Origin of the sequence: Streptomyces sp. NPDC127097 (assembly GCF_042724075.1) — a bacterium.
GTDB lineage: Bacteria > Actinomycetota > Actinomycetes > Streptomycetales > Streptomycetaceae > Streptomyces.
Genome location: NZ_JBHXFI010000038.1, coordinates 61,046 through 82,282, shown reverse-complemented (window position 1 = coordinate 82,282; position 21,237 = coordinate 61,046). Strand labels below are relative to the sequence as shown.

Annotated in this window: 15 protein-coding genes and 1 pseudogene; 7 read left to right on the top strand and 9 right to left on the bottom strand. The window is 71.7% G+C overall.

The annotated features are described in order from the left end of the window. The first annotated feature begins 241 nt into the window (after positions 1 to 241). Positions 242 to 1,108: a helix-turn-helix domain-containing protein gene (locus ACFWJW_RS25770; RefSeq protein WP_387245839.1), complete on the top strand. Its 867-nt coding sequence runs from the start codon at positions 242 to 244 to the stop codon at positions 1,106 to 1,108. A gap of 220 nt (positions 1,109 to 1,328) precedes the next feature. Beyond that, on the top strand, positions 1,329 to 1,538 hold the full coding sequence (locus ACFWJW_RS25765) for a DUF397 domain-containing protein (RefSeq protein WP_085925816.1): 210 nt from the start codon (positions 1,329 to 1,331) through the stop codon (positions 1,536 to 1,538). A gap of 141 nt (positions 1,539 to 1,679) precedes the next feature. Here the strand turns inward: ACFWJW_RS25765 and ACFWJW_RS25760 are convergent, their stop codons facing one another. Beyond that, positions 1,680 to 2,585, bottom strand: coding sequence for a hypothetical protein (locus ACFWJW_RS25760; protein ID WP_387245837.1), 906 nt, complete (start codon positions 2,583 to 2,585; stop codon positions 1,680 to 1,682). 294 nt (positions 2,586 to 2,879) lie between these two features. Here ACFWJW_RS25760 and ACFWJW_RS25755 point away from each other — a divergent pair, with 294 nt between their 5' ends. Together ACFWJW_RS25755 and ACFWJW_RS25750 are read left to right on the top strand one after the other, a co-directional pair. Then, entirely contained in the window at positions 2,880 to 4,103 is a 1,224-nt protein-coding gene (locus ACFWJW_RS25755) for a PLP-dependent aminotransferase family protein (RefSeq protein WP_387245835.1), read from the top strand. A gap of 235 nt (positions 4,104 to 4,338) precedes the next feature. Continuing rightward, complete coding sequence (locus ACFWJW_RS25750; RefSeq protein WP_387245833.1) at positions 4,339 to 5,124, top strand: SDR family oxidoreductase; 786 nt, start codon at positions 4,339 to 4,341, stop codon at positions 5,122 to 5,124. Between the two features lie 44 nt (positions 5,125 to 5,168). Here the strand turns inward: ACFWJW_RS25750 and ACFWJW_RS25745 are convergent, their stop codons facing one another. Then, a complete protein-coding gene (locus tag ACFWJW_RS25745) occupies positions 5,169 to 6,287 on the bottom strand; it encodes an ADP-ribosylglycohydrolase family protein (protein WP_387245831.1) in 1,119 nt (372 codons plus the stop codon). Between the two features lie 525 nt (positions 6,288 to 6,812). On the opposite strand from ACFWJW_RS25745, the gene ACFWJW_RS25740 reads away from it, so the two are divergent. Both ACFWJW_RS25740 and ACFWJW_RS25735 read left to right on the top strand, forming a co-directional pair. Further along, a complete protein-coding gene (locus tag ACFWJW_RS25740; protein ID WP_387245829.1) occupies positions 6,813 to 7,025 on the top strand; it encodes a hypothetical protein in 213 nt (70 codons plus the stop codon). Positions 7,026 to 7,462: 437 nt separating this feature from the next. After that, positions 7,463 to 7,726 carry a hypothetical protein gene (locus tag ACFWJW_RS25735; RefSeq protein WP_018092249.1) on the top strand — a complete coding sequence of 88 codons (264 nt, stop codon included), beginning with the start codon at positions 7,463 to 7,465 and terminating at the stop codon, positions 7,724 to 7,726. Positions 7,727 to 7,817: 91 nt separating this feature from the next. Here ACFWJW_RS25735 and ACFWJW_RS25730 read toward each other — a convergent pair whose 3' ends face one another. From ACFWJW_RS25730 to ACFWJW_RS25715, 4 genes are all read right to left on the bottom strand, one after another. Beyond that, complete coding sequence (locus tag ACFWJW_RS25730) at positions 7,818 to 11,318, bottom strand: tetratricopeptide repeat protein (RefSeq protein ID WP_387245827.1); 3,501 nt, start codon at positions 11,316 to 11,318, stop codon at positions 7,818 to 7,820. Positions 11,319 to 11,445: 127 nt separating this feature from the next. Then, on the bottom strand, positions 11,446 to 13,992 hold the full coding sequence (locus ACFWJW_RS25725) for a bifunctional FO biosynthesis protein CofGH (protein WP_387245843.1): 2,547 nt from the start codon (positions 13,990 to 13,992) through the stop codon (positions 11,446 to 11,448). A gap of 235 nt (positions 13,993 to 14,227) precedes the next feature. After that, positions 14,228 to 14,626, bottom strand: a complete 399-nt coding sequence (locus ACFWJW_RS25720; protein ID WP_042156103.1) for a VOC family protein — start codon at positions 14,624 to 14,626, stop codon at positions 14,228 to 14,230. 308 nt (positions 14,627 to 14,934) lie between these two features. Continuing rightward, positions 14,935 to 15,759: a TIGR03619 family F420-dependent LLM class oxidoreductase gene (locus ACFWJW_RS25715; protein WP_387245825.1), complete on the bottom strand. Its 825-nt coding sequence runs from the start codon at positions 15,757 to 15,759 to the stop codon at positions 14,935 to 14,937. A 172-nt stretch (positions 15,760 to 15,931) separates the two neighbouring features. Here ACFWJW_RS25715 and ACFWJW_RS25710 point away from each other — a divergent pair, with 172 nt between their 5' ends. Beyond that, positions 15,932 to 17,452, top strand: coding sequence for a CehA/McbA family metallohydrolase (locus ACFWJW_RS25710; protein ID WP_387245823.1), 1,521 nt, complete (start codon positions 15,932 to 15,934; stop codon positions 17,450 to 17,452). A 117-nt stretch (positions 17,453 to 17,569) separates the two neighbouring features. On the opposite strand, the pseudogene ACFWJW_RS25705 reads toward ACFWJW_RS25710, so the two are convergent. The 3 genes and pseudogenes from ACFWJW_RS25705 to ACFWJW_RS25695 form a co-directional block, all read right to left on the bottom strand. After that, positions 17,570 to 18,019 (bottom strand): annotated as a pseudogene (locus ACFWJW_RS25705) (amino acid transporter); the annotation flags it as partial. A gap of 12 nt (positions 18,020 to 18,031) precedes the next feature. Continuing rightward, positions 18,032 to 19,492 carry an aldehyde dehydrogenase family protein gene (locus tag ACFWJW_RS25700; RefSeq protein ID WP_387245821.1) on the bottom strand — a complete coding sequence of 487 codons (1,461 nt, stop codon included), beginning with the start codon at positions 19,490 to 19,492 and terminating at the stop codon, positions 18,032 to 18,034. Beyond that, positions 19,489 to 21,228 carry an amidohydrolase family protein gene (locus ACFWJW_RS25695; protein ID WP_387245819.1) on the bottom strand — a complete coding sequence of 580 codons (1,740 nt, stop codon included), beginning with the start codon at positions 21,226 to 21,228 and terminating at the stop codon, positions 19,489 to 19,491. Before ACFWJW_RS25695 ends, ACFWJW_RS25700 begins: the two co-directional genes overlap by 4 nt. Positions 21,229 to 21,237 lie beyond the last annotated feature (9 nt).

The window sequence follows — 21,237 nt, the reverse complement described above, 5'->3', positions numbered from 1 at the left end:
CTACACTCCATAACTCGTCGGCAGCGTCTTTTGTGTATAAGACACAGTCCCCAAAGCCCGTAGGGGAGCCGCAGCAACCGGCGCGGGGGGGCGGACCGACCGTTCCATAAAACGGCCGGCCCGCCACCCCGCGCATCTGCTCACTCGCCTTCTGTGTGCGTTTCACTGCGCGGTGTCACCTCGGAGTGGCAGTCTGCTGAACAGAAAACGACAGCAGTACGGAGCCGGAGGTGCACGTCCCGTGGCGTCCAATGTCAATCCCACCGTCAGGCGACGCCGGTTGGGCCAGGAGCTACGAAGGCTCCGTGAGCTCAAAGGCATGACGGCGGAAGAGGTGGCCGAGCGGCTGCTGGTCTCCCAGTCGAAGATCAGCCGACTGGAAAACGGCCGCCGCAGCATCAGTCAGCGCGATGTCCGTGATCTGTGCGGGGTCTACGAGGTCGAGGACCACCGCATTGTGGATTCGCTGATGCAGATGGCCAAGGATTCGCGCCAGCAGGGTTGGTGGCACGCCTTCGGCGACATCCCCTACAGCGTCTACATCGGACTGGAGACCGAGGCGGCCTCGCTGCGGATTTACGAGTCCCTGCTGGTGCCCGGTCTGCTCCAGACCCCCGGCTACGCCGAGGCAGTCATCCCCGGCACGGTTCCGGAACTGGCGCCCGACCATCTGGAGAAGCGCATCCAGGTGCGGATGCGCCGCCAGGAGCGGGTCACCGACCCCGAGCGCCCGTTGCGGCTGTGGGTGGTGCTGGACGAGAGCGCGCTGCGGCGGGTGGTCGGCAGCCATCTGATCATGCGCGAGCAACTGGACCATCTCGTCGAGATGAGCCAATTGCCGCATGTGACGGTGCAAGTTCTGCCGTACGACACCGGTGCGCATGCCGGAATGTCGGGAACGTTCTCCATCCTGGAATTCGACGATGCCGCTGATTCCAGCGTGGTGTACATCGAAGGCGTCACCAGTGACCTCTATCTGGAGAAGACCAACGATGTGCACAAATACACGATCATGTATGAGCATTTGCGTGCGCAGGCGTTGAGTGCGGAGCACAGCCGGGAGTTCATCGCCGCTGCGGCGAAATCCCATGCGGACGCCGTGGGATGACCATGGGATGACCCAAGGGATGACATCCACCAGGCAGTCATTAGCGCGGAATACAGGATTCCGGGGAAAGGGATCGCACGGTACACCTGCCGTCGCTCCCGTGAAAAGAGATCAAGGAATATGCCCTTCGTACGGGTGAACGGCCTCTGCGGCTCGTGATGTTGGCGCGTAGCGTCGTCAGTACCGAATCCCCGGTAACTCAGAGTGAGCTGGAGTGAACATGGCCGTGCAGCCCAATTCCGCATTCTCCTGGACCAAGTCCTCGTACTCCGGTGGCAACGGCGCTTGCGTGGAAATCGCCGTGCCGACCGCCGCAGCCATCGCGGTGCGCGACTCCAAGGACCCCGAGGGTCCGCGCCTCACCTTCGACAACTCGTCCTGGCGCCACTTCGTGTCGGACGTCGCCGGTGGCGCGTTCGACGCGGCCTGACCTGAGCCGTCACCGTCCGCACTCCGCAGTTGTGAGCCCTCTCGACTGGATCGCCGTCCCGGCCGAGGGGGCTCGGCCATGTCCGGGTTCCCCGTTGCGGCGGGCCGGCGGCCGTCCGCGTACGACCGTCGGCCGCGTACGTCAGCGCAGCTCGGACACATACCGGTCCGTCCCGGGCACGGTCGGCAGGAACGGCGCCACCAGCTCCACCCGCCCCAGCCCCGACTCCGCGACCTCCTCCTCCAGCCCGGCGAACGGCTCCGGCCAGCCGTCGCGCGGGTCCCGCTGGAGGAACCACAGCAGAGTCAGCCGGGTGTCGACGCCCTCGACCTGCCGCACATACGACATCCGGTCCCCGGGCAGCGGCGTCGGGCGGAAGACCGTGACCATCGCGGCCGGGGAACCCGACAGCCGCCGCGGCAGATGCCGGGCACACAGCCACTCCAGCAATTGGTCCCGCCGCTCCGGACCGTCCGTGTCGATCACCTCCAACACCAGCCCGGCATACGGGTGGTCCAGTGCGTGGAAGTCGCGGGGGCCCGCCGCACCGTCCCGGTACACCGTCGCCAGATGGTCCTGGAAGGCCGTGAAGACATGGGTGCGGTCCTGGTAGACCCGGCCGTCCCGGTTGAGGCGCTTGTTGATGCCGACGGTCCACTTCATGTGCTCGTCGTAGCGGCCCGCGGTGATCCAGTACGTGGAGAGATAGCAGCCCGCCGTGACCGGCCGGGCGACGGCGGACTCCTCGGGGCGGCGCAGCAGTTGCAGCTCGCGGGTGGCGACCCAGCGGCGGCCGGCGAAGATCCACGGCATCGCCATCGCACCCGCGATGTAGTGGTCGTCCTCGTACCAGCGGTTGTAGGCGTATTCATGGCCGGGGTGCGGTTCGACCATGGTGATCAGCGCATGGCCGGGGTGCACGCCGTACGGGCCGACGGCGGCCAGCTCGGCGTAGGCGGCGGGCCCGGTGTCGGCGACCGGACCGGTGCCGACGGCTGCGGCTGCGGCGGCGGTGACCTCTGGCGCTCGTTCGCTGTCTGCGGTCATGACAGACAGGTGTAGCTGACGATGAATCAGATGGGGAGGGGTGGTGCGCGAATCGTCAGGCGTCGTGGGCGCGGGACCACCCCGGCTCGTACGCAACCCGGCCCAGCGGCTCCCGTGCGCACCCCGGCTCGTACGCACCCCGGCCCGGCGGCTCCCGTGCGCACCCGCCCCGCGTCCTCATCCGCCCCGGCCCATCATCCGGTCCCCCCTGCACCCCGCCCCCCGGCCGCTTAAGCTGCCGGGCATCTGTGGCTGACGGTGGTTGGGCGCAGAACACGAGCGATGGGAGTCGTCATGGCGGACGCGATACTTGGCCACGCTGTTGCCCCCGTGCCCGGGCTTGCCGCCCGGGCGGCGCGGACCGGGAGTTCGCCGGTGCGGGACATCCTGGCGCTCACCGCCCGGCCGGAGGTCATCTCGTTCGCGGGTGGGCTGCCGGCGCCCGAGCTGTTCGATACGGAGGGGCTGGCGGCCGCGTTTCAGCATGTGCTGGCGGAGGATCCGCTGCGTGCGCTCCAGTACTCCACCAGCGAGGGCAGTCCGGCGCTGCGCGCGGCCGTCGCGGCGCGCACCACCGCGCGCGGGCTGGCCACCGACGCCGACGACCTGCTGGTGACCACCGGCTCCCAGCAGGGGCTGACGCTGCTGGCCACCGCCCTGCTGGAGCCGGGGGACGTGGTGCTGGTCGAGGACCCCTGTTACCTCGCGGCGCTACAGATCTTCTCCTTCGCCGGTGCCCGGGTGGTGCCGGTGCCGACCGACGACGAGGGGCTGGACCCGGTCGCGCTGGACGAGATCACCGCGCGGGAGCGGCCCAAGCTGCTCTATATCGTGCCGACCTTCCAGAACCCGACCGGCCGCACGCTGTCCGCCGAGCGCCGGGCCGCGGTCGCCGAGGTCGCCGCCCGGCGCGGGCTGTGGATCGCCGAGGACGACCCGTACGGCGAGCTGCGCTTCGAGGGTGAGCCGGTGCCGTGGGTCGCGACCTTCCCCGGGGCCGAGGACCGTACGGCGCTGCTCGGCTCGTTCTCCAAGGTGATGGCGCCCGGTCTGCGGCTGGGTTCGCTGCGCGCGCCGGCCGCGCTGCGGCGCGCCTGTGTCATCGCCAAACAGGCCGCCGATCTGCACACCTCCACCGTCGACCAGGCCGCGGCGGCCCGGTACTTGGCGGTCGCGGACCTGGACGCGCATCTGCTGCGGGTCCGCGACGCCTACCGCGAGCGGCGGAACGCGCTGGTCGACGGGCTGGCCACGGCGCTGCCCGAGGGCTCGCGGTGGAACCGTCCGGCGGGCGGCATGTTCGTGTGGGCGACGCTGCCGGCGGGGTACGACGCGACGGCGCTGCTGCCCGAGGTGGTGCGGCATGACGTGGCGTACGTGCCCGGCGCGCCGTTCTTCGCCGGGCCGCCGGACACCACGGCCGTCCGGCTGTCGTTCGTGACGCACTCCCCGGAGGAGATTGGCGAGGGGCTCGGCCGGCTGGGGAAGGCGTTGGAGGGGGCGCGGGGGGACGGTTGAGTGGGGGCGGATCGGCGGCGCGGCTGAGCGTAGGGGCTCGGCGGCGTCTGTGCCTGCGGGGCCATCGCGCCGCCTACTGATGGCGAAGCCACGCGTGGGGGCGCGGCGCGCTGCCCTGGGGCCGACTGCCCCTGCGTGGCTCCGTCTTGGCGAACGGCTCTGGCCTTCCCGGGGCGCCGGACCTAACCTGACGGGCCATCAGGCGTCAGCTGGGCGGGCCGGCCGGGAGGCACACATGCTGCTGCGGAACAAGACCGTCGTCATCTCGGGTGTAGGAGCCGGGCTCGGCCATCAGGTCGCGGCGGTCTGTGTGCGGGAGGGCGCCTCGGTGGTGCTGGGGGCCCGTACGGAGGCGAATCTCGCCAAGTCGGCCGGGGAGCTGGACCCTTCGGGTGCGCGTGCGGCCTGGCGGGTGACCGATATCGGCGACGAGGCGCAGTGCGCGGCGCTGGCCGCGCTGGCCGTGGAGCGGTTCGGCGGGATCGACGCGGTGGTCCATGTGGCCGCCCTGGACTCGCTGTTCGGGGGCCTGCGGGATGCCGACTTCGACTCCTGGCACCGTGTCGTGGACGTCAACCTCTTCGGCACACTGCGGATGACCCGGGCCTGTCTGCCGTCGCTCACGGCGCGCGGCGGCGGCTCGGTGGTGCTGATCGGCACCCAGTCGTCGGTCGCCGCGCCGTCGCAGGTCCAGCAGGCGGCGTATGCGGCGTCCAAGGGCGGGCTGGTCTCGGCGATGTACTCACTGGCGCGCGAGCTGGGGCCGGACCGGATACGGGTCAACACCGTGCAGCCGGGCTGGATGTGGGGCCCGCCGGTGGAGGCGTACGTACGGTTCCAGGCGCGGAGTGAGGGCGTACCGGAGGCCGAGATACTGGCCCGGCTCACCGAACGGATGGCGCTGCCCGAGCTGGCGACGGACGCGGACGTGGCCGAGACCGTGGTCTTTCTGGCCTCCGACCGGTCGCGCGCCATCACGGGGCAGTCGCTGCTGGTCAATGCGGGGGAGTTGATGCGGTAGGGGGCGGCGGCCTCTGTGTTTGCTGCCGTCCTACGAGACAGCCCTTAGGCGCGCGGGTAACGGGCGAGCCAGCCCGGTGACGAGCCGGCCGGGCCGTGCAGCGCGGCGCCCTGCGTCATCTCCATCGAGAAGTCGTCGGCCAGCTGGAGGATCGTGTCCCGGCCCTCCAGCTCGACCAGCCAGACCGGCGGCAGTGCCGTCTCGCCGTGCAGGGTGCCCAGCAGATTGCCGCAGATCGCGCCGGTGGAATCGCTGTCCCCGCCGTGGTTGACGGCCAGCAGGAGGCCGTGCCGGATGTCCTCGGCGACCAGTGCGCAGTACACGCCGATCGACAGCGCCTCCTCGGCCGTCCAACCCTCGCCCAGCGACTCGACCCGGGCGGGCGTCGGCATGCCCTGCCGTACGGCGCCGAGCGCACGCTTGAGGGCGTCGGTGGTCTCCTCGTGGCCGGGGCGGGTGGCCAGGTGGGCCAGCGCCTTCTGCACGGCGCTGTCGAGGTCCTCGCCACGGGCCAGCGAATGGCTGATCACCGCGAACGCGCCGGCCGCCAGATAGCCGGTGGGGTGGCCGTGCGTCTGCGCCGCGCACTCGGCGGCGAGCTGGAAGACCAGCTGCGGCTCCCAGCCGACCAGCAGCCCGAACGGCGCGGAGCGCATCACCGCGCCGCAGCCCTTCGAGTCCGGGTTCTTGGGGCTGTCGAGCGTACCCATCACCTCGTCGCCAAGGCCGCTCAGACAGGCCCGGCCCGGTGCCCGGCGGGAGTACAGCCACTCCTCGCGGGCGAGCCAGCCGTCGTCCTTCCGGCGCTCGTCCGGGCCCCAGTCGCGCTGGGTGGCGGACCAGCGCAGATAGGCGCGGTGGACGTCGGTGGGCGGATGCCAGGCGCCGGTGTCGCGGCGTACCTGGGCCCGGATCAGGCCGTCCACGGTGAACAGCGTCATCTGGGTGTCATCGGTGACCGCGCCGCGCCGCCCGTAGGCGGGAACCAGATCGGTCACGCCCTCTTGGCCGTGCGTCTTACGGATCGCGTCGAGCGAGTCGAATTCGATACCGGCACCGAGCGCGTCGCCGATGGCGCCGCCGAGCAGACAGCCGCGTACCCGGCTGCGGAAATCCTGCTGCTCCGCGCGCCCCCAGATGGCGCCGCCGCCCGCTGCGCTCATGCCGGAACCCCGCTCCGCCCGGCCTCGCATCCGCGCGGCGCACACCTCTGAACGGCACGCTCGCTGCGCTCGCTCACTGCGCCCTCCTGAAGCTCACTACGTCACGGGGCCTTGCGGGGCCCCTTGCGCAGCACTGTAATCGACCGAGAATGATCAATTTTTGGCCAGGAGGGTATTGCGAATAGTCATTCGTAAGGAGGCTTTTGGCCGGTAGCGTCCGATGAGTACGGGGTCGGGGGGTGCGGATCGCGTCACCATCCACCCCTCCACCGCCCACCCCCTGGGGAGCACCCCCATGACCCCGCGCTGCGCCGTACTCGACGACTACCAGGGCGTCGCCCTCTCCATGGCCGACTGGTCCGTGCCGGCCGACGCCGTGGACGTCCGCACGCTGCGGCAGCCCTTCCGCTCCGAGGACGAGGTGGTCGCGGCGAGCGGCGACTGCGATGCGACTGCGACTGCGACTGCGACTGCGACTGCGACTGCGACTGCGACTGCGACTGCGACTGCGAGATCATCGTGGCCATGCGCGAGCGCATTCCGTTCCCGGCCTCACTCCTGGCCCGGCTGCTGATCACCTCCGGAATGCGCAATGCCGCCATCGACCTGGCCTTCGGTATGAACGTGACCGCTTGGAGCCCGAATCTGACCGCCGAACGGGCCGCGGAGGCGGGCGTACGTGCCGCCGACGGCAAGGAAGAAGCTCCTGGAGACCAGCGATTTCGTCAACTGGGCTGAGGCGGCACCAGTCATCCGGACGTGGGACCCACCCCACGGGCCGGCGGTCCCGTACGGCCCGCCCTGCCGCCCGCGGTCGAGCGGAGGTGGCCGTCGTGGCCATCGTGGCCATCGCACCGGGCTGTCGGCCTCGGCCGATGTCTTCGTCCCCCCGGAACCCTCGGGGCGCCTCTTCGTCGGGCCCGGGGGCGCGGCCGCTCCCGTTCTCGCCCCTGTCCCCCTGTCTCGCCCTCGTCTCGCCCCTGTCTCGTCCGTGTCCTGTCCTCCTCCAATCCTCGTCCTCGTCCACGCCTCGCCCTCCCCTCGTCCTCGCCTCGTTCTCGTCCACGTCCCACTGGGTGTCCGGCGCCACCTTCGTCCCGCCTTCCCCTCCTGCCCCCACCTGGGCGCGCATCCGTTCGATGATGGCGGCGTCGCCCGTTGGGCATGCTCTCCCCATGTCCGAGTACGAGTGGGATCGCACCACCATGGCTGTCGTCGCCTCCGCGCTCTCCGGAGACAGCGACGGCGCGGTGGAACTCCTTCGGCCGCTCCCCCAGAGCGATGTGTGCCATATCGCCGTACGGCTCGCCGCCATGGCCGCCGACGCACTGATCGTCGCCGCCCAGGACAGCGGAGGGGACCGCGAGGAGGCCCTGTCGCAGTGGCAGCAGTGCATCCTTCAGCACGAGGCGGAGTACGAGGGCGGAGTGGGGGACTGAGCAGCACCGGGGGCCACCGTCGCGGACGCTGCGCCTGATCGGCGGGTGGCATGGTCGCGGCTGGTGGCGCGGTTCCGGGTGATTGCCGCCGTCACTCCGGGACGGCAGCCATCACCCGCAGGTGGCGTATCAGCCCGCTGCGTATCGCCTCCAGCCGCTCGCTATCCGCGCCCGGCAGACGCACGAGATCCCGCAGCCCCAGCTCGGTCTCGGCCACGGCCTCCCATGAGCCGCCGTCCAACAGCTCCGCGCTGAGGGCCTCGGCCCCCGACCAGTCGCCGAGAGCGCATCGGACGAGGACTGCGAGGGGCGCCGGCGATAGGAGGGGCTTGTCCAGGAGGGGGGCTGGGGTGGAGGGGGCCTTGCTGTTGTCGCTGTCATGGCCCGACGGGCCGTCGCCGACGGCCCCGGCAAGGCTCTCGTCGGCTCTCAGCGCCGCCCAGGCGCCTCCGGTCGTGGACGCGGACGACACGGCGGCGGTCACGCCGGCGTCCACGGGCGCAGACCGGGAACCGGCCCCTGACGCAGGTGCGTTTCCGCCCAGCATGGCGGTCAGCAGGGCCGCCTCGTACCGGACGATCGGACCGGCGGCCGCATCGCCGCCCGAGCCGGAATGCATCGCTTCCCGGGCGGCCTCGACCGCCTCATGTGCCGCGTCCAGGTGGCCGGCCCGACGCAGGCAGCCCGCTTTGAGGGACAGGAGGGTGGCGGTGGCAGAGGGACCGGCGTCGGCCAGGGCGCGGTTGAAGTCGGCGAGGGCGCGGGGGGCATCGCCTCGTAGGAGGTGGGTTTTGCCGCGGCGGGCGAGGGTGTGGGCGGGGGCGTCGCCGAGTTCGAGGGCTCGGTCGAAGTCCGCCAGCGCCTCGGTCAGTCGGCCGGTGAGCAGGTTGATCGTGCCGCGGGTGGCCGCGAACCGACTCGAATCGGGGGTGAGGCGTACGGCGGTGGAGAGTGCGGAGCGGGCTTCCTCGATGCGGCCCAGAGCCGTCAGCGCCAGGGCGCGTTGCCAACGGATGTGGCCGTCCGCGGGGTCCAGGGCGATCGATCGGTCGAGGTCCGCGAGGGCCTGGTCGTAGCGGCCCAGGTGACCAAGCACCGCGCCCCGCAAACCCCACACCCCGGCGTCGTCCGCATGGAGTTCCAGGGAGCGGTCAAACGCTGTCAGTGCCTCGTCGTGGCGGTCCAGGGCGTGCAGTGCGGTGCCGCGGGCCCGGTGGGCCCATGCGTAGTCGGGGTCCAGGACGAGGGCACGGTCGGCCTCCAGGATCGCTTGCTCGTGCCGCCCGCTCTCCAGGCAGGTGAGGCAGCGCTCCGCCCATACCCAGGGGTCGTTCGGCTGGAGTTCGGCCGCGCGCCCGAGGGCGTCGAGGGCTTCCTCGTGGCGGCCCAACACCCGCAGGGTGATCCCCCGGCGGGCGTGAGCCCAGGGGTAGGCGGGGTTGACGGCAAGGGCGCGGTCGAACTCGGCCAGGGCCAGGTCGTACTGTCCCGTGTCGCGGTAGGTGGCGCCCCGTTCGGCCATCGCCCAGGCGTAGTTCGCGTTGATCTCGATGGCGCGCTCCAGGCCCGCCAGCGCTTCCTCGTGGCGGCCGAGACGGCGCAGACAGACGGCGCGGCTGGCGATGCTGAAGGCGTGCCGGGGTTGCCGGGCCAGGGCCCGGTCGAACTCGGTGACGGCCTGCTCGTAGTGGCCCAGGAGGCGGTGGACCTCGCCGAGTTGGGAGGCGGCTTCGAAGGAGTCCGGGGCGATCTCCAGGGCGCGGGTGTAGTCCTCGGCTGCGCGCTCGAAGCAGCGCATATAGCGGTGGGTCAGGCCCCGGCCGAGCAGAGCGGCGGCGTTGTGCGGTTCGAGTTCCAGGCAGCGGTCGAAGTCGGCGAACGCCTGTTGCCAGGCTTCCGCCTTGCGGTGTTCGCGGCCCCGGACGCGGTGGATACGGGCCTGTCCGGGCAGGTCGAGGCCGGGGTGGCCGAGCAGCGCGGTGAGGACCGCGATCAGGCCGCCGTCCTCGGTGAGCGCGGCGGTCAGACGGTCGCCCCAGTCGCCGACCGCCGGGTCGCCGGCATCTTCACCGGCCTGGCGGATGGTCTCCACGACTCTGCGCACGGCGGCGGGCGCGTGTTCGGCGGCGTCCAGGGTGTCGGACAGCGCCGGGGTGAGGGACGGCTGGGGGTCCGCGCAAAGGGAGTGGTAGATCTCCCGGAGCCGGTGGTCCAGTTGGCGTTCGTCGGACCAGGACTCCGCGGGGTTCGCGTCGGGCGGGTGGTCCGTGCGGTGGCGCCGGGCGGCCTCGGCGAGTTGGCGGTGCCGGGCCGTCCAGGTCTGCGGTGATCTACGGCGCTGGAGGCGCAGCATCGCCGTCCGCACCACCTCGTGGTACTGCCACCGCCCGGCCCGGCCGGTGACGAACGGCAGCCCGCACAGCCAGCCGAACTGTTCGGCGGCGGCCGCGTCCACGGCGGCCCGGAAGATGTCCTCGTCCACATGGCGCGGCAGGGCGGCTGCCAGTGCGGCCTCCCGGCGCACCGGGTCCGTCTCCCATTTCAGAAAGCGCTCGACGGCGGTGTCACTGGGGTCGTCGACGGCCTCGACGGCGCGCGGGCGGTTCTCGGCGAGGGTGGAGACCAGCACCGGGAGGCCGCCGGACAGCCGCAGGATCACCTCGACGACGCGCTCGTCGGTGATGTCCCTGGTCGCCAGGAACTGGCGTGCCTCGTCCTCGGTGAAGGCGTCCAGCGGCAGATCCGTCACGCAGTCCAGGCAGTCGGCCCAGCACCGGCGGTCCAGCGCGGTCTGGCCGGCCAGCGTCACCACCACGTTGGGTGCCAGCGGGCCATAGCGATCGCTGACCAGGACGTCACGCAGCCAGATGTCGAGCAGCGGGCCCGTCCGCTCATAGGTGTCGAAGAACAGCGCCACCGAGGGCGACTCGTCGGCGACGGCGCTCACTTCACGGACGAAGACCGGTGTCAGGACCTCCAGCGGCGCCATCACCAGCTGTACCTCGTCATGGCTGCGCAGCCGGGCACTGAGCAGGCCGCGCAGCCGGTCGGCGCCGCGCGCCACCTGGCGGGGGTCCAGCCCTCCGGTGAGGGCGCCGACGCCGGGTAACAGCCCCAGGCCGGCCAGCCCGGCCTGGGCGGCGATCACGCTGCCGGGCGAGGGGGCCGCCCCCTGGGGGTCGTCCTGGTCCGCCGGGCCGGGCGCCGCCTCCGAGGCGACGGCGGCCGCCTCGGCCTCGTGGCGCCGCTCCCGGTAGGTGGCGAGCAGCTTGTCGAAAACCTTCAAGGGGTGGCCCTGCGCGGCGAGTTGGCCGCTGATGGCCGCCATTGCCTCGGGGGCGTCGTGCACCGCCTCGTCGACATACGCGGTCGGCGCGCCCTGCTCGCGCGCGGTCTCCTCGAACTGCCGGACCAGTGACGTCTTGCCGACGCCCGCCTGGCCGTGCACATGGAAGAGGAACTGGTGCGCCGGATCCTCCACCGCGCGGGCGAAGTTGTCCCGGAACGCCGCGATCTCGCCGCGCCGTCCGACAAACCCCTCCCGCCGCCGGAGCCGGATCAGCTCCTGCCGCGAAAGCCTGCTGCGTGCCATCGATTCCACCCCCTCCGCCCCGGCGTTCGCCGCGGTGCCGGCTTTTCCGCCCTGCCCCCGCAGATTAGCCGCCGTCGGCGGGGCGCGAAGGGGGCTGTGGATAACCGCGGATTCCGGCCCCCACCGGCTACTCCACGACCGGCAGCAGCTCCGGCAGATGGCCGTCCGACGCGAGGGCTGCGGCCTGGCGTTCCTCGGTGACCGGGGCGTAGGTCGTGGTGCGGGGGCGGGCCGGGCGGCCGGCCCGGTCGGCGATGGCGATGAGGTCCTGGATGGAGCGGTAGGAGCCGTAACTCGAGCCCGCCATCCGGGAGATGGTCTCCTCCATCAGGGTGCCGCCCAGATCGTTGGCGCCGGAGCGCAGCATCTCGGCGGCACCGTCCGCGCCGAGCTTGACCCAGCTGGTCTGGATGTTGGTGATATGCGGGTGCAGCAGCACCCTGGCCATGGCCGTCACCGCGCGGTTGTCACGGGTGGTGGGGCCGGGGCGGGCGATACCGGCGAGGTAGACGGGGGCGTTGGTGTGGATGAAGGGGAGGGTGACGAACTCCGTGAAGCCGCCGGTCTCCTGCTGGATTTCGGCGAGCAGGCGGAGGTGGCCCAGCCAGTGGCGGGGCTGGTCGACATGGCCGTACATCATCGTCGAGGAGGAGCGGATGCCCAGCTCATGGGCGGTCTTGATGACCTCGACCCAGGTGGCGGTGGGCAGCTTGCCCTTGGTGAGGATCCAGCGGACCTCGTCGTCGAGGATCTCGGCGGCGGTGCCGGGGATGCTGTCCAGACCGGCGGCCTTGGCCTCGCTGAGCCACTCGCGGAGGGACAGCCCGGTGCGCGTCGCACCGTTGACGACCTCCATGGGTGAGAAGGCGTGCACATGCATGCCGGGGACGCGTTCCTTGACGGCGCGCGCGATGTCGAAGTAGGCGGTGCCGGGCAGGTCGGGGTGGATGCCGCCCTGCATGCAGACCTCCACCGCGCCCACGTCCCATGCCTGTTGGGCGCGGTCGGCGACCTGGGAGAGGGAGAGGGTGTAGGCGTCGGCGTCCGTGCGGCGCTGGGCGAACGCGCAGAAGCGGCAGCCGGTGTAGCAGACGTTGGTGAAGTTGATGTTCCTGGTGACGATGTAGGTGACGTCGTCGCCCACGGTGTCGCGGCGCAGCTCGTCGGCGATGGTGCAGAGCGTGTCCAGCGCGGGCCCGTCGGCGTGCAGCAGCGCCAGGGCCTGCGCGTCGGTGAGCCGGGTGGGGTCGTCGGCGGCCTGCGCCAGGGCCTGGCGTACGTCGGAGTCGATGCGTTCCGGCGCCATCCCGTGGGCCGCGGCCTCGCGCAGTGCCTCCCAGTCGCCGTAGACCTCGTCGAAGTCGTCGCGGCGGTCGGCGGTGCGGCCTTCGGTGTCGATGGTGTGGTGCAGGTCCGTACGGCCCGAGGAGCTCATCGTGAAGCCCTCGTCGGGCTCCTGCCAGGGGCGGCCCACCACGGGGGCGTCCTCGATGGCCAGGCCGGTCTCCGGATCGGCGAGGGCGCGGACATGCGGCAGCAGACGGGGGTCGAGCCAGGGCTCACCGCGCTGGAGGAACTCCGGGTAGATGGGGAGCCGTTCCCGCAGCTCGAAGCCGGCCGCGGCGCAGCGCTCGGTCAGCTCGTCGATCTGCGGCCAGGGGCGCTCGGGGTTCACATGGTCGCGGGTCAGCGGGGAGACGCCGCCCCAGTCGTCGATGCCGGCGTCGATGAGCAGCTGGTATTCGCCGTCGACCAGGTTGGGCGGTGCCTGGATACGGGTCGAGGGGCCCATGATGTGCCGGGCCACCGCGATCGTCGCGGCCAGCTCCTCCAGTTCGGCGTCCGGCATTCCGCGCATCGCCGTATCCGGCTTGGCGCGGAAGTTCTGCATGATCAGTTCCTGGATGCCGTGGTAGGCGCGCTGGATACGGCGCAGCGCGAACAGGGACTCGGCGCGCTCCTCGTACGTCTCGCCGATGCCGATGAGCAGCCCGGTGGTGAAGGGGACGTTGGAGCGGCCGGCGTCCTCCAGGACACGCAGCCGGACGGCCGGTTCCTTGTCGGGCGATCCGTAGTGGGGACCGCCGGGCTCGCTCCACAGCCGCTCGGCGGTCGTCTCCAGCATCATCCCCAGTGACGGGGCGACGGGCTTGAGCCGCTGGAAGTCCGTCCAGGACAGCACCCCCGGGTTGAGGTGCGGCAGCAGACCGGTCTCCTCCAGGACGCGGATGGCCATGGCGCGGACGTACGAGAGCGTGTCGTCGTAGCCGTGCGCCGCCAGCCACTCGCGGGCCTCGGGCCAGCGGTCCTCCGGCTTGTCCCCCAGGGTGAACAGGGCTTCCTTGCAGCCCATTTCGGCGCCGCGGCGGGCGATGTCCAGCACCTCGTCGGGCGACATGAACATCCCGTGGCCGTCCCGGCGCAGCTTGCCGGGCACGGTGACGAAGGTGCAGTAGTGGCACTTGTCCCGGCACAGGCGCGTCAGCGGGATGAAGACACCACGCGAGTAGGTGATGACCCCCGGGCGGCCCGCGGCCTCCAGGCCGGCATCCCGCACCCGGGCCGCCGATGCGCACAGGTCCCTGAGGTCCTCGCCGCGCGCCTGAAGCAGCACCGCGGCCTCGCCGGTGTCCAGCGCGACACCGTCGCGGGCCCGCTTGAGCGCGCGGCGCATGGCGTTCGCCGTGGGGCGGCCCCCGGCGGCGGGCCCGGTGTTCGTCTCGCGGTCGGTCCCTTGGTCGGATGCCTGGCCGGGTACCTGCGCGCTGGAAGTCATCCTCCGAGCATACGAGCGCCCACCGACAGCCCCGCCGCCGGAGAAGGGGCCGTTGATGTGCCACTGATCACTGCGGACGGACGTTCCGTCCGGGCATGGAGAGGGCACTTCCCGGCGGCGGCGTACCGCACGCTTACATGCTCGCCAGCAGCTCGTCGGAGTACGTCCTGGTCAAGAACTCCATGTTGTGGCCGTCGGGGTCGAGGATGTAGACGCCGCGGCCGCCGTCGTGGTGGTTGATCTCCTGAGGCTTGGTGTGCATGGGGTCGGCCCAATAGGAGAGCCCGCGCTCCTGTATGCGGCCGAAGATCCCGTCGAACTCCTCCTCGGTCACCAGGAACGCATAGTGCGTCGGGACGAATTCGCCGCCTGCGACATGCTCGGCGTAGTCGAGGGCCACCCCGTTGTCCAGCTTGAGGGCGGCGAAGGGGCCGAACGCCTTGGGCTCGGGCGCGCCGAGCAGACCGGCCAGGAACCGGGCGGAGGCGAAACGGTCGGTGCTGTGCACGATCGTGTGGTCGAGGCGAGGCATGGGATCTCCTTGATCTCTCTGGTCCCGTGAGCGGCGTGGTCCCCTGACCTGCGGGATCGTCCGGACCGTGGCTCTTCCAGGACCGTGGACCGTTCTCCTTGGACCGTTGAATGCGGGTGGTTCAACGGGTCCTCACCTTCGACGCTACGACTGGACGGGGCGGGCGCGAATCGGCCTCCGGTACCGATCCCGGGGGCGGGGGCCTTACACCGATGGTCCTAGGGCGTGTCCGGCCCGGTCGCCCTCCACCAGGCCCTTGGGCACCCGGCCGCCGTCGTCACACATCCGGTACGGCACGCTGCCCTACGTCACAGGAACTGCGCGAAGTCGTCGAGCGTCCGCAGTACCTCCGCCTCTCCGGCGGGCGGCAGTTGCAGCACCACCTCGTGCAGTCCCAGCTCGCGGTAGTGCGCCAGCTTCCCGGGTGACGGGTGGACCGCGTACGGGACCACCACCGGTTCACCCGTGCGCCCGGCGTCCGACCACGCCTGCCGTAGTACCGGGAGGGTCTCGGTCAGCCCCCGCCCGCCGATCGGCAGCCACCCGTCCGCGTACGCGGCGATCTGCCCGAAGAGCTTGGGCCCGGCCCCGCCGCCGAGCAGGATGCGCGGCGCGCCGTGTGCCGGCTTGGGGTGCGCGAAGGACGCCCGTACGGACCCGAAGGCCCCCTTGTACGCGGTCGGTTCCGCGGCCCACAGGGCGCGCATCAGCGCCACCCGGTCACGGGTCAGCTCCCGCCGGGTCGACCACTCGACCCCGTGGTCGGCGGCCTCTTCGACGTTCCAGCCGTAGCCGATGCCCAGGGTGAAGCGGCCGCCGGAGAGGAAGTCGAGGGTCGCGATCTGCTTGGCGAGGTCGACCGGGTCGTGTTGGGCGACCAGGGTGATGCCGGTGCCGAGGGCGAGCCGCTCGGTGACAGCGGCGGCCTGGCCGAGCGCGATGAACGGGTCGAGGGTGCGGCCGTACTCGCGGGGCAGCGGCTCGCCCATGGGGGCGGGGGTGTCGCGGCTGGCCGGGATATGGGTGTGTTCCGGGAGATAGAGGCCGGCGAAGCCGCGCTGTTCCAGCTCTCGGCCCAGCCGGTCCGGCCGGATCGTCTCGTCGGTCAGGAAGATCATGGTCGCGATCCGCATGCTGGGACACCTCCGCGTCGGGCGTGTGCGTGACCGCATGTTGCCTCACCGCCCGACGGTTATCCACAGCCCTTTCCCTCGGTGTCACACCCGCGTACAACAGTTTTCACGCGGTGCGACGAGCCGGCCGCGACGCGGTACTCATCCGACACGACATGGCGCGGGGGCGGGGATGGAACGACGCGGCATTCTGAAACTCTCGGCGGTTGCGGGCGCGACGGGCGCGCTTACGCTCGGACGTGTGAGCTTCGCCGACGCGGTGCCCGCGGACGGGCGGTCCAAAGGCGGGCCGGGCGAGCAGACCCGGCGGGTCACCGACCATCTGCCCACGGGCGCACCCGACTTCGTGTATCTGCCGGTCGAAGTGCCGGACGGGGTGCGCGAAATCGCCGTGGCCTACCGCTATGACAGACCCACCGTCCCGGAGGGCACGGCCGGCAACGCCTGCGACATCGGCATCTTCGACGAACGGGGCACCGGCCTCGGCGGCGCCGGCTTCCGCGGCTGGTCGGGCGGGGCACGTGCGGAGTTCTTCCTGCGCGCCGACGAGGCCACCCCCGGCTATCTCCCGGGCCGCGTCAACCCCGGCACCTGGCACATCGTCCTCGGCCCGTACACGGTCGCACCGCAGGGCCTGTCCTACGACGTCACGGTCACCCTGAAGTACGGCCCCCAGGGGCACACCCCGGCGCCCGTCCATCCGCCCGAGCGCGCCCGGGGCCGGGGCCGCGCCTGGTACCGCGGCGACGGCCATCTGCACTCCGTCCACTCCGACGGCAAACGCACCCCCGCCGAGATCGCCGCGCTGGCCCGCGCCGCCGGGCTGGACTTCATCAACACCTCCGAGCACAACACCACCTCCGCGCACCGTGCCTGGGACGGTCTGTGGGGCGACGACCTGCTGATCCTGACCGGCGAGGAAGTCACCACCCGCAATGGGCACGTGGTCGCCATGGGCACCGACCCCGAGGTCTTCATCGACTGGCGCTACCGGGCCCGCGACAACGCCTTCGGGAAGTACGCACGCGCCATCCGGCGGGCCGGCGGCCTGGTCATCCCGGCGCATCCGCACGCCACCTGCATCGGCTGCAACTGGAAGTTCGGGCTCAACGAGGCCGATGCGGTGGAGGTCTGGAACGGGCCGTACACCCCCGATGACGAGGTCACCCTCGCCGAGTGGGACAACACCCTGGTCGCCCACGTCCAGGGCCGCGCGGACTGGCTGCCGGCCGTCGGCCACAGCGACGCCCATCGCGACCCCGATGTCGTCGGCCTGCCGCAGACCGTGGTGCTCGCCGACGATCTCTCGCGCCGGGCCGTTCAGGACGGCATCCGGGCCGGCCAGGTCTGGATCGCCGAGTCGTCAAAGGTCGACCTGGCGTTCTCCGTCGCCGGTGAGCGGGGCGAACACGCCGGGATCGGCGAGCGGCTGGCGGTCTCCCGTACGGCGACGGTCACCGCCCGGCTGACGGTCTCCGGCACCCCCGACTGCACGGTCTCCTTCGTCACCGACCAGGGGCGGCTGTACTCCACCACGCTGCCGCCCTCCGGCGACGGCACCGTCAGCTGGCGGACCACCCCGGATTACGCCGCCTACATACGCGCGGAGGTCCGCCACCCCCCGACGACACCGGGCCTGCCGGGCCCCATGGCGGCGATGACCAACCCGGTCTTCCTGGGCCATCGGGGCTGAGCCTGGCCGGCGCACGACGAACGATGCGGGCCGGGAGCAGGTGACGCGCGCCCCGGCAGACGATCACGCGCGCCCGGACCCGCACTTCCCCCCTTCTCCCCTTCTCCCCTTGCCCCCCTACTCCTCCACCACCAACGCCGGCGTGGCCCGGGTCAGCACCTGGCCGCGGAAGAAGGCCGGGCTGCGGCGTTGCATCACCAGCATGATCACGACACCGAGAAGGAGCAGACCGACCCCGACGACGAAGACCGAGCCGATTCCGAGGACCGAACTGCCCGAGCCGTAGACGGGGTTCCACATGCCGACCAGGGTCTTGCCGAAGACCGCCGCGAGCAGGACGCCGCCCAGGACCGGGAAGACCCCCTTGAACAGCAGCTCGCGGGCCGAGTTCCGCAGCTCACGACGGAAGAACCAGGGGCAGGCGAAGGCGGTGATCGCGTAGTAGAAGCAGATCATGAGGCCGAGCGCATAGATGGTGTCGATCAGGACGTTCTCGCTGAGGAAGCTCATCACGGCGTAGAAGAGCCCGGTGGCGACACCGGCCGCCACCGTCGCCTGCCCCGGGGAGCCCCCGCTCCCTCACCCCGGCCAGACGATCGCCTGAAGCTCGCTGTACGCATGCAGCGCGTACGAGCCCACGTCGCGCCCCACCCCGCTCTTCTTGAAGCCGCCGAACGGCGCCTCCATGTTCCGGCCGACCGTGTTCACCCCGACCCCGCCGGCCCGCAGCTGCCGGGCCACCCGGAAGGCGCGGGCGATATCGCCGGACCACACGTAGTCGATCAGCCCGTAGTCGCTGTCGTTGGCGAGGGCGATCCCCTCGTCCTCCTCGTCGAAGGGCAGGACGACGACGACCGGACCGAAGATCTCCTCCCGTACGACCCGCATGTCCGGGGTGCAGTCGGCCAGCAGCGTCGGCGCGACGTAGAAGCCGCGCGCCGGCACGGACGGCCGTTCGCCGCCCGCCACGACCCGGGCACCCTCCTTCCGGCCCAGCTCCACATACGCCTCGATCCGGTCGCGGTGCGCGGCCGAGATCACCGGACCGACCACCGTGCCCGGCGCGCGCGGATCACCGACCGTCAGCCGCCCGAGGTACCGCGTCAGCCGCTCCACCAGCGCCTCGTACACGCCCCGCTGGGCGAGCACCCGCGTCGGCGCCGTACAGATCTGCCCGCTGTAGAAGGAGTACGTCGTGCCGATGCCGGCCACCGCCGAGTCCAGGTCCGCGTCGTCGAAGACCACCGCGGCGCCCTTGCCGCCCAGCTCCATGAGCTGGCGCTTCATCCCGCGGCCGCACACCTCGGCGATGCGCTGCCCGACGGCCGTCGAGCCGGTGAAGCTCACCATGTCCACGTCCGGCGCGTCCACGGCCGCCGCGCCGACCGCCGGGGAGGCTCCGCTGACGACGTTCACGACGCCCGGCGGCGCCCCGGCCTCCGCCAGCGCCGCGGCCATCCGGTAGACCGACAGCGGGTCCTGCGGGGCGGGCTTCACCAGGACGGTGTTGCCCATCGCCAGCGCCGGGGCGATCTTGCCCGCCGGGTTGGCCCACGGGTTGTTGTACGAGGTGATGCAGCTGACGACGCCGACCGGCTGCCGTACCGCCAGGGCGCCGAGCACGCCCGCCTTCCCCATCGGCCCGGCCTCGTTGATCTGCGGCGGCAGCGCCTGCTCCACGGGCTCCAGGGCCCCCTTCGCATACCGCCGGAAGCGCGCCGCCCCCACCGCGACCTGCATACCGCGCGCCGTGCCGGTCGTCGCGCCGCTCTCCGCCTGCGCCACCTCGGCGTGCGCCGCGAAGTCGCGCTGGATCACCTCCGCGGCCCGGTCGAGGATCGCGGCACGGCGCTGCGGCGGCGTACGGGACCAGGCGGGGAAGGCCGCGGCCGCCGCGGATGCCGCCGCGTACACCTGCTCCCGGCTCGCCTCGGGCGCGCGCCCGACGACCTCCTCCGTCGCCGGGTCGATGACCTCGTAGTGGCCGCCGTCGGGCTCGGCCCACTCCCCGCCGATGAACAGCCGTCCCGCGGAGCTCACTTCGTGCTCACCGTCCTCGTGTCCCGGCCCGACCGCAGTACCGTCCCCGGGACCGCGCCGGTCACCACGTCCTCGCGGATCGTCTCGACGCCGTTGACCCACACCGCGTTGATGCCGATCGCCCGGGAATCCAGCCGGGGGCTGTCGCCGGGCAGATCGTGGACGAGGGTGGCCTTGCCCGCGTCGATCCGTGCCGGGTCGAAGAGGACGAGGTCGGCGTGCCAGCCCTCCTCGATGCGGCCCCGCTCCCGCAGCCCGAAGAGCTGGGCCGGGTCGTCGGTGAGCATCTTCACGGCCTGCTCCAGACCCATCAGCTTCCGGCCCCGCAGACAGTCGCCGAGGAAGCGCGTGGTGTACGGGGCGCCGCACATCCGGTCCAGGTGCGCGCCCGCGTCCGACCCGCCGAGCATGACGTCCTCGTGCTGCCAGGTTTCGGCGCGCAGTGCCCAGGAGTCCGGGTCGTTGTCGGTGGGCATCGGCCACAGCACGGTCCGCAGCTCGTCGTGGGCACAGATCTCGACCAGGCACGCGAAGGGCTCCTGACCGCGCTCGGCCGCGATGTCCTTCACCACGCGGCCGGTCAGGCCCTCGTTCGCCGCGGAGTAGGTGTCCCCGATGACATAGCGGCCGAAGTGGGTGAGCCGCCGGAAGACGCCCGCCTCCTTACTGGCCGCGCGCCGCAGCATCTCGGCCCGGACCGCGGGGTCGCGGAGCTTCGCGATCCGTTCGGGGACCGGCAGGCCCAGGATGTCGCCCCATCCGGGGATCAGGTTCAGGGCACAGAAGGTGCCCAGGGACATGTTCATGGGGGTGAGGATCGGCATCGTCAGGGCCACGATCCGGCCGCCGGCCTCCCGGGCCCGTTCGCTGGCGACCAGTTGTCGCGGCACCCGTTCGGGCACGGCCGCGTCGATGGTCAGCACATTCCAGTTCAGCGGGCGCCCGGCGGCCGCGCTCATCTCGACGAGCAGCGCGATCTCGGCGTCGCTGAACTGATCGAGGCAGCCGGCCACGATCGCCTCGATCTGGGTGCCCTCGTGCTCGGCGACGGCCCGCGACAGCGCGAGCAGCTCCGCCGGCGCGGCGTGCCGGGAGGCGACCGGCTGCCCGTCCCCGTCGGAGTGGGTGGCGGACTGGGTGGTGGAGAAGCCCCACGCCCCGGCCGCCATCGCCTCGTGGAAGAGCGCCAGCATCCGCTCCAGCTGCGCGGGCGTCGGCTGCCCGCCGATGGCGTCCTCCCCCATGACGTGGCGGCGCAGTGCGCAATGCCCCACCATGAAGCCCGCGTTGACGGCGATCCGTCCCTCCAGGGCATCGAGGTACTCGCCGAACGAGCTCCACGACCAGGGCGCCCCCTCTTCGAGCGCCACCAGGGACATGCCCTCGACCTTGGCCATCATCCGGCGGGTGTAGTCGGCGTCGGCGGGCCGCTCCGGGTTCAGCGGGGCGAGCGTGAAACCGCAGTTGCCGCCCGCCACGGTCGTCACCCCGTGGTTGAGCGAGGGCGTCGCGTACGGGTCCCAGAAGAGCTGGGCGTCGTAGTGGGTGTGCGGATCGACGAAGCCGGGGGCGAGAACGAGCCCGGTGGCGTCCTCGCTGCTCCGCGCCTCCTCGGTGACGGTGCCGGGTGGCCCGATGACGGCGATCCGGCCTTCGCGGAGGCCGACATCGGCGGTGTACGAGGGCGTGCCCGTCCCGTCCACAACGGTCGCGCCCTTGATCAGGTGGTCGAGCATGGGTTGCGC

Coding starts and splice junctions, on each gene's coding strand:
- ACFWJW_RS25710 (WP_387245823.1), top strand. CDS start 15,932: ATGGAACGACGCGGCATTCTGAAACTCTCGGCGGTTGCGGGCGCGACG.
- ACFWJW_RS25730 (WP_387245827.1), bottom strand. CDS start 11,318: ATGGCACGCAGCAGGCTTTCGCGGCAGGAGCTGATCCGGCTCCGGCGG.
- ACFWJW_RS25735 (WP_018092249.1), top strand. CDS start 7,463: ATGTCCGAGTACGAGTGGGATCGCACCACCATGGCTGTCGTCGCCTCC.
- ACFWJW_RS25760 (WP_387245837.1), bottom strand. CDS start 2,585: ATGACCGCAGACAGCGAACGAGCGCCAGAGGTCACCGCCGCCGCAGCC.
- ACFWJW_RS25715 (WP_387245825.1), bottom strand. CDS start 15,759: ATGCGGATCGCGACCATGATCTTCCTGACCGACGAGACGATCCGGCCG.
- ACFWJW_RS25695 (WP_387245819.1), bottom strand. CDS start 21,228: ATGCTCGACCACCTGATCAAGGGCGCGACCGTTGTGGACGGGACGGGC.
- ACFWJW_RS25750 (WP_387245833.1), top strand. CDS start 4,339: ATGCTGCTGCGGAACAAGACCGTCGTCATCTCGGGTGTAGGAGCCGGG.
- ACFWJW_RS25765 (WP_085925816.1), top strand. CDS start 1,329: ATGGCCGTGCAGCCCAATTCCGCATTCTCCTGGACCAAGTCCTCGTAC.
- ACFWJW_RS25740 (WP_387245829.1), top strand. CDS start 6,813: ATGCGCGAGCGCATTCCGTTCCCGGCCTCACTCCTGGCCCGGCTGCTG.
- ACFWJW_RS25720 (WP_042156103.1), bottom strand. CDS start 14,626: ATGCCTCGCCTCGACCACACGATCGTGCACAGCACCGACCGTTTCGCC.
- ACFWJW_RS25745 (WP_387245831.1), bottom strand. CDS start 6,287: ATGAGCGCAGCGGGCGGCGGCGCCATCTGGGGGCGCGCGGAGCAGCAG.
- ACFWJW_RS25725 (WP_387245843.1), bottom strand. CDS start 13,992: ATGCGCCGCGCGCTCAAGCGGGCCCGCGACGGTGTCGCGCTGGACACC.
- ACFWJW_RS25755 (WP_387245835.1), top strand. CDS start 2,880: ATGGCGGACGCGATACTTGGCCACGCTGTTGCCCCCGTGCCCGGGCTT.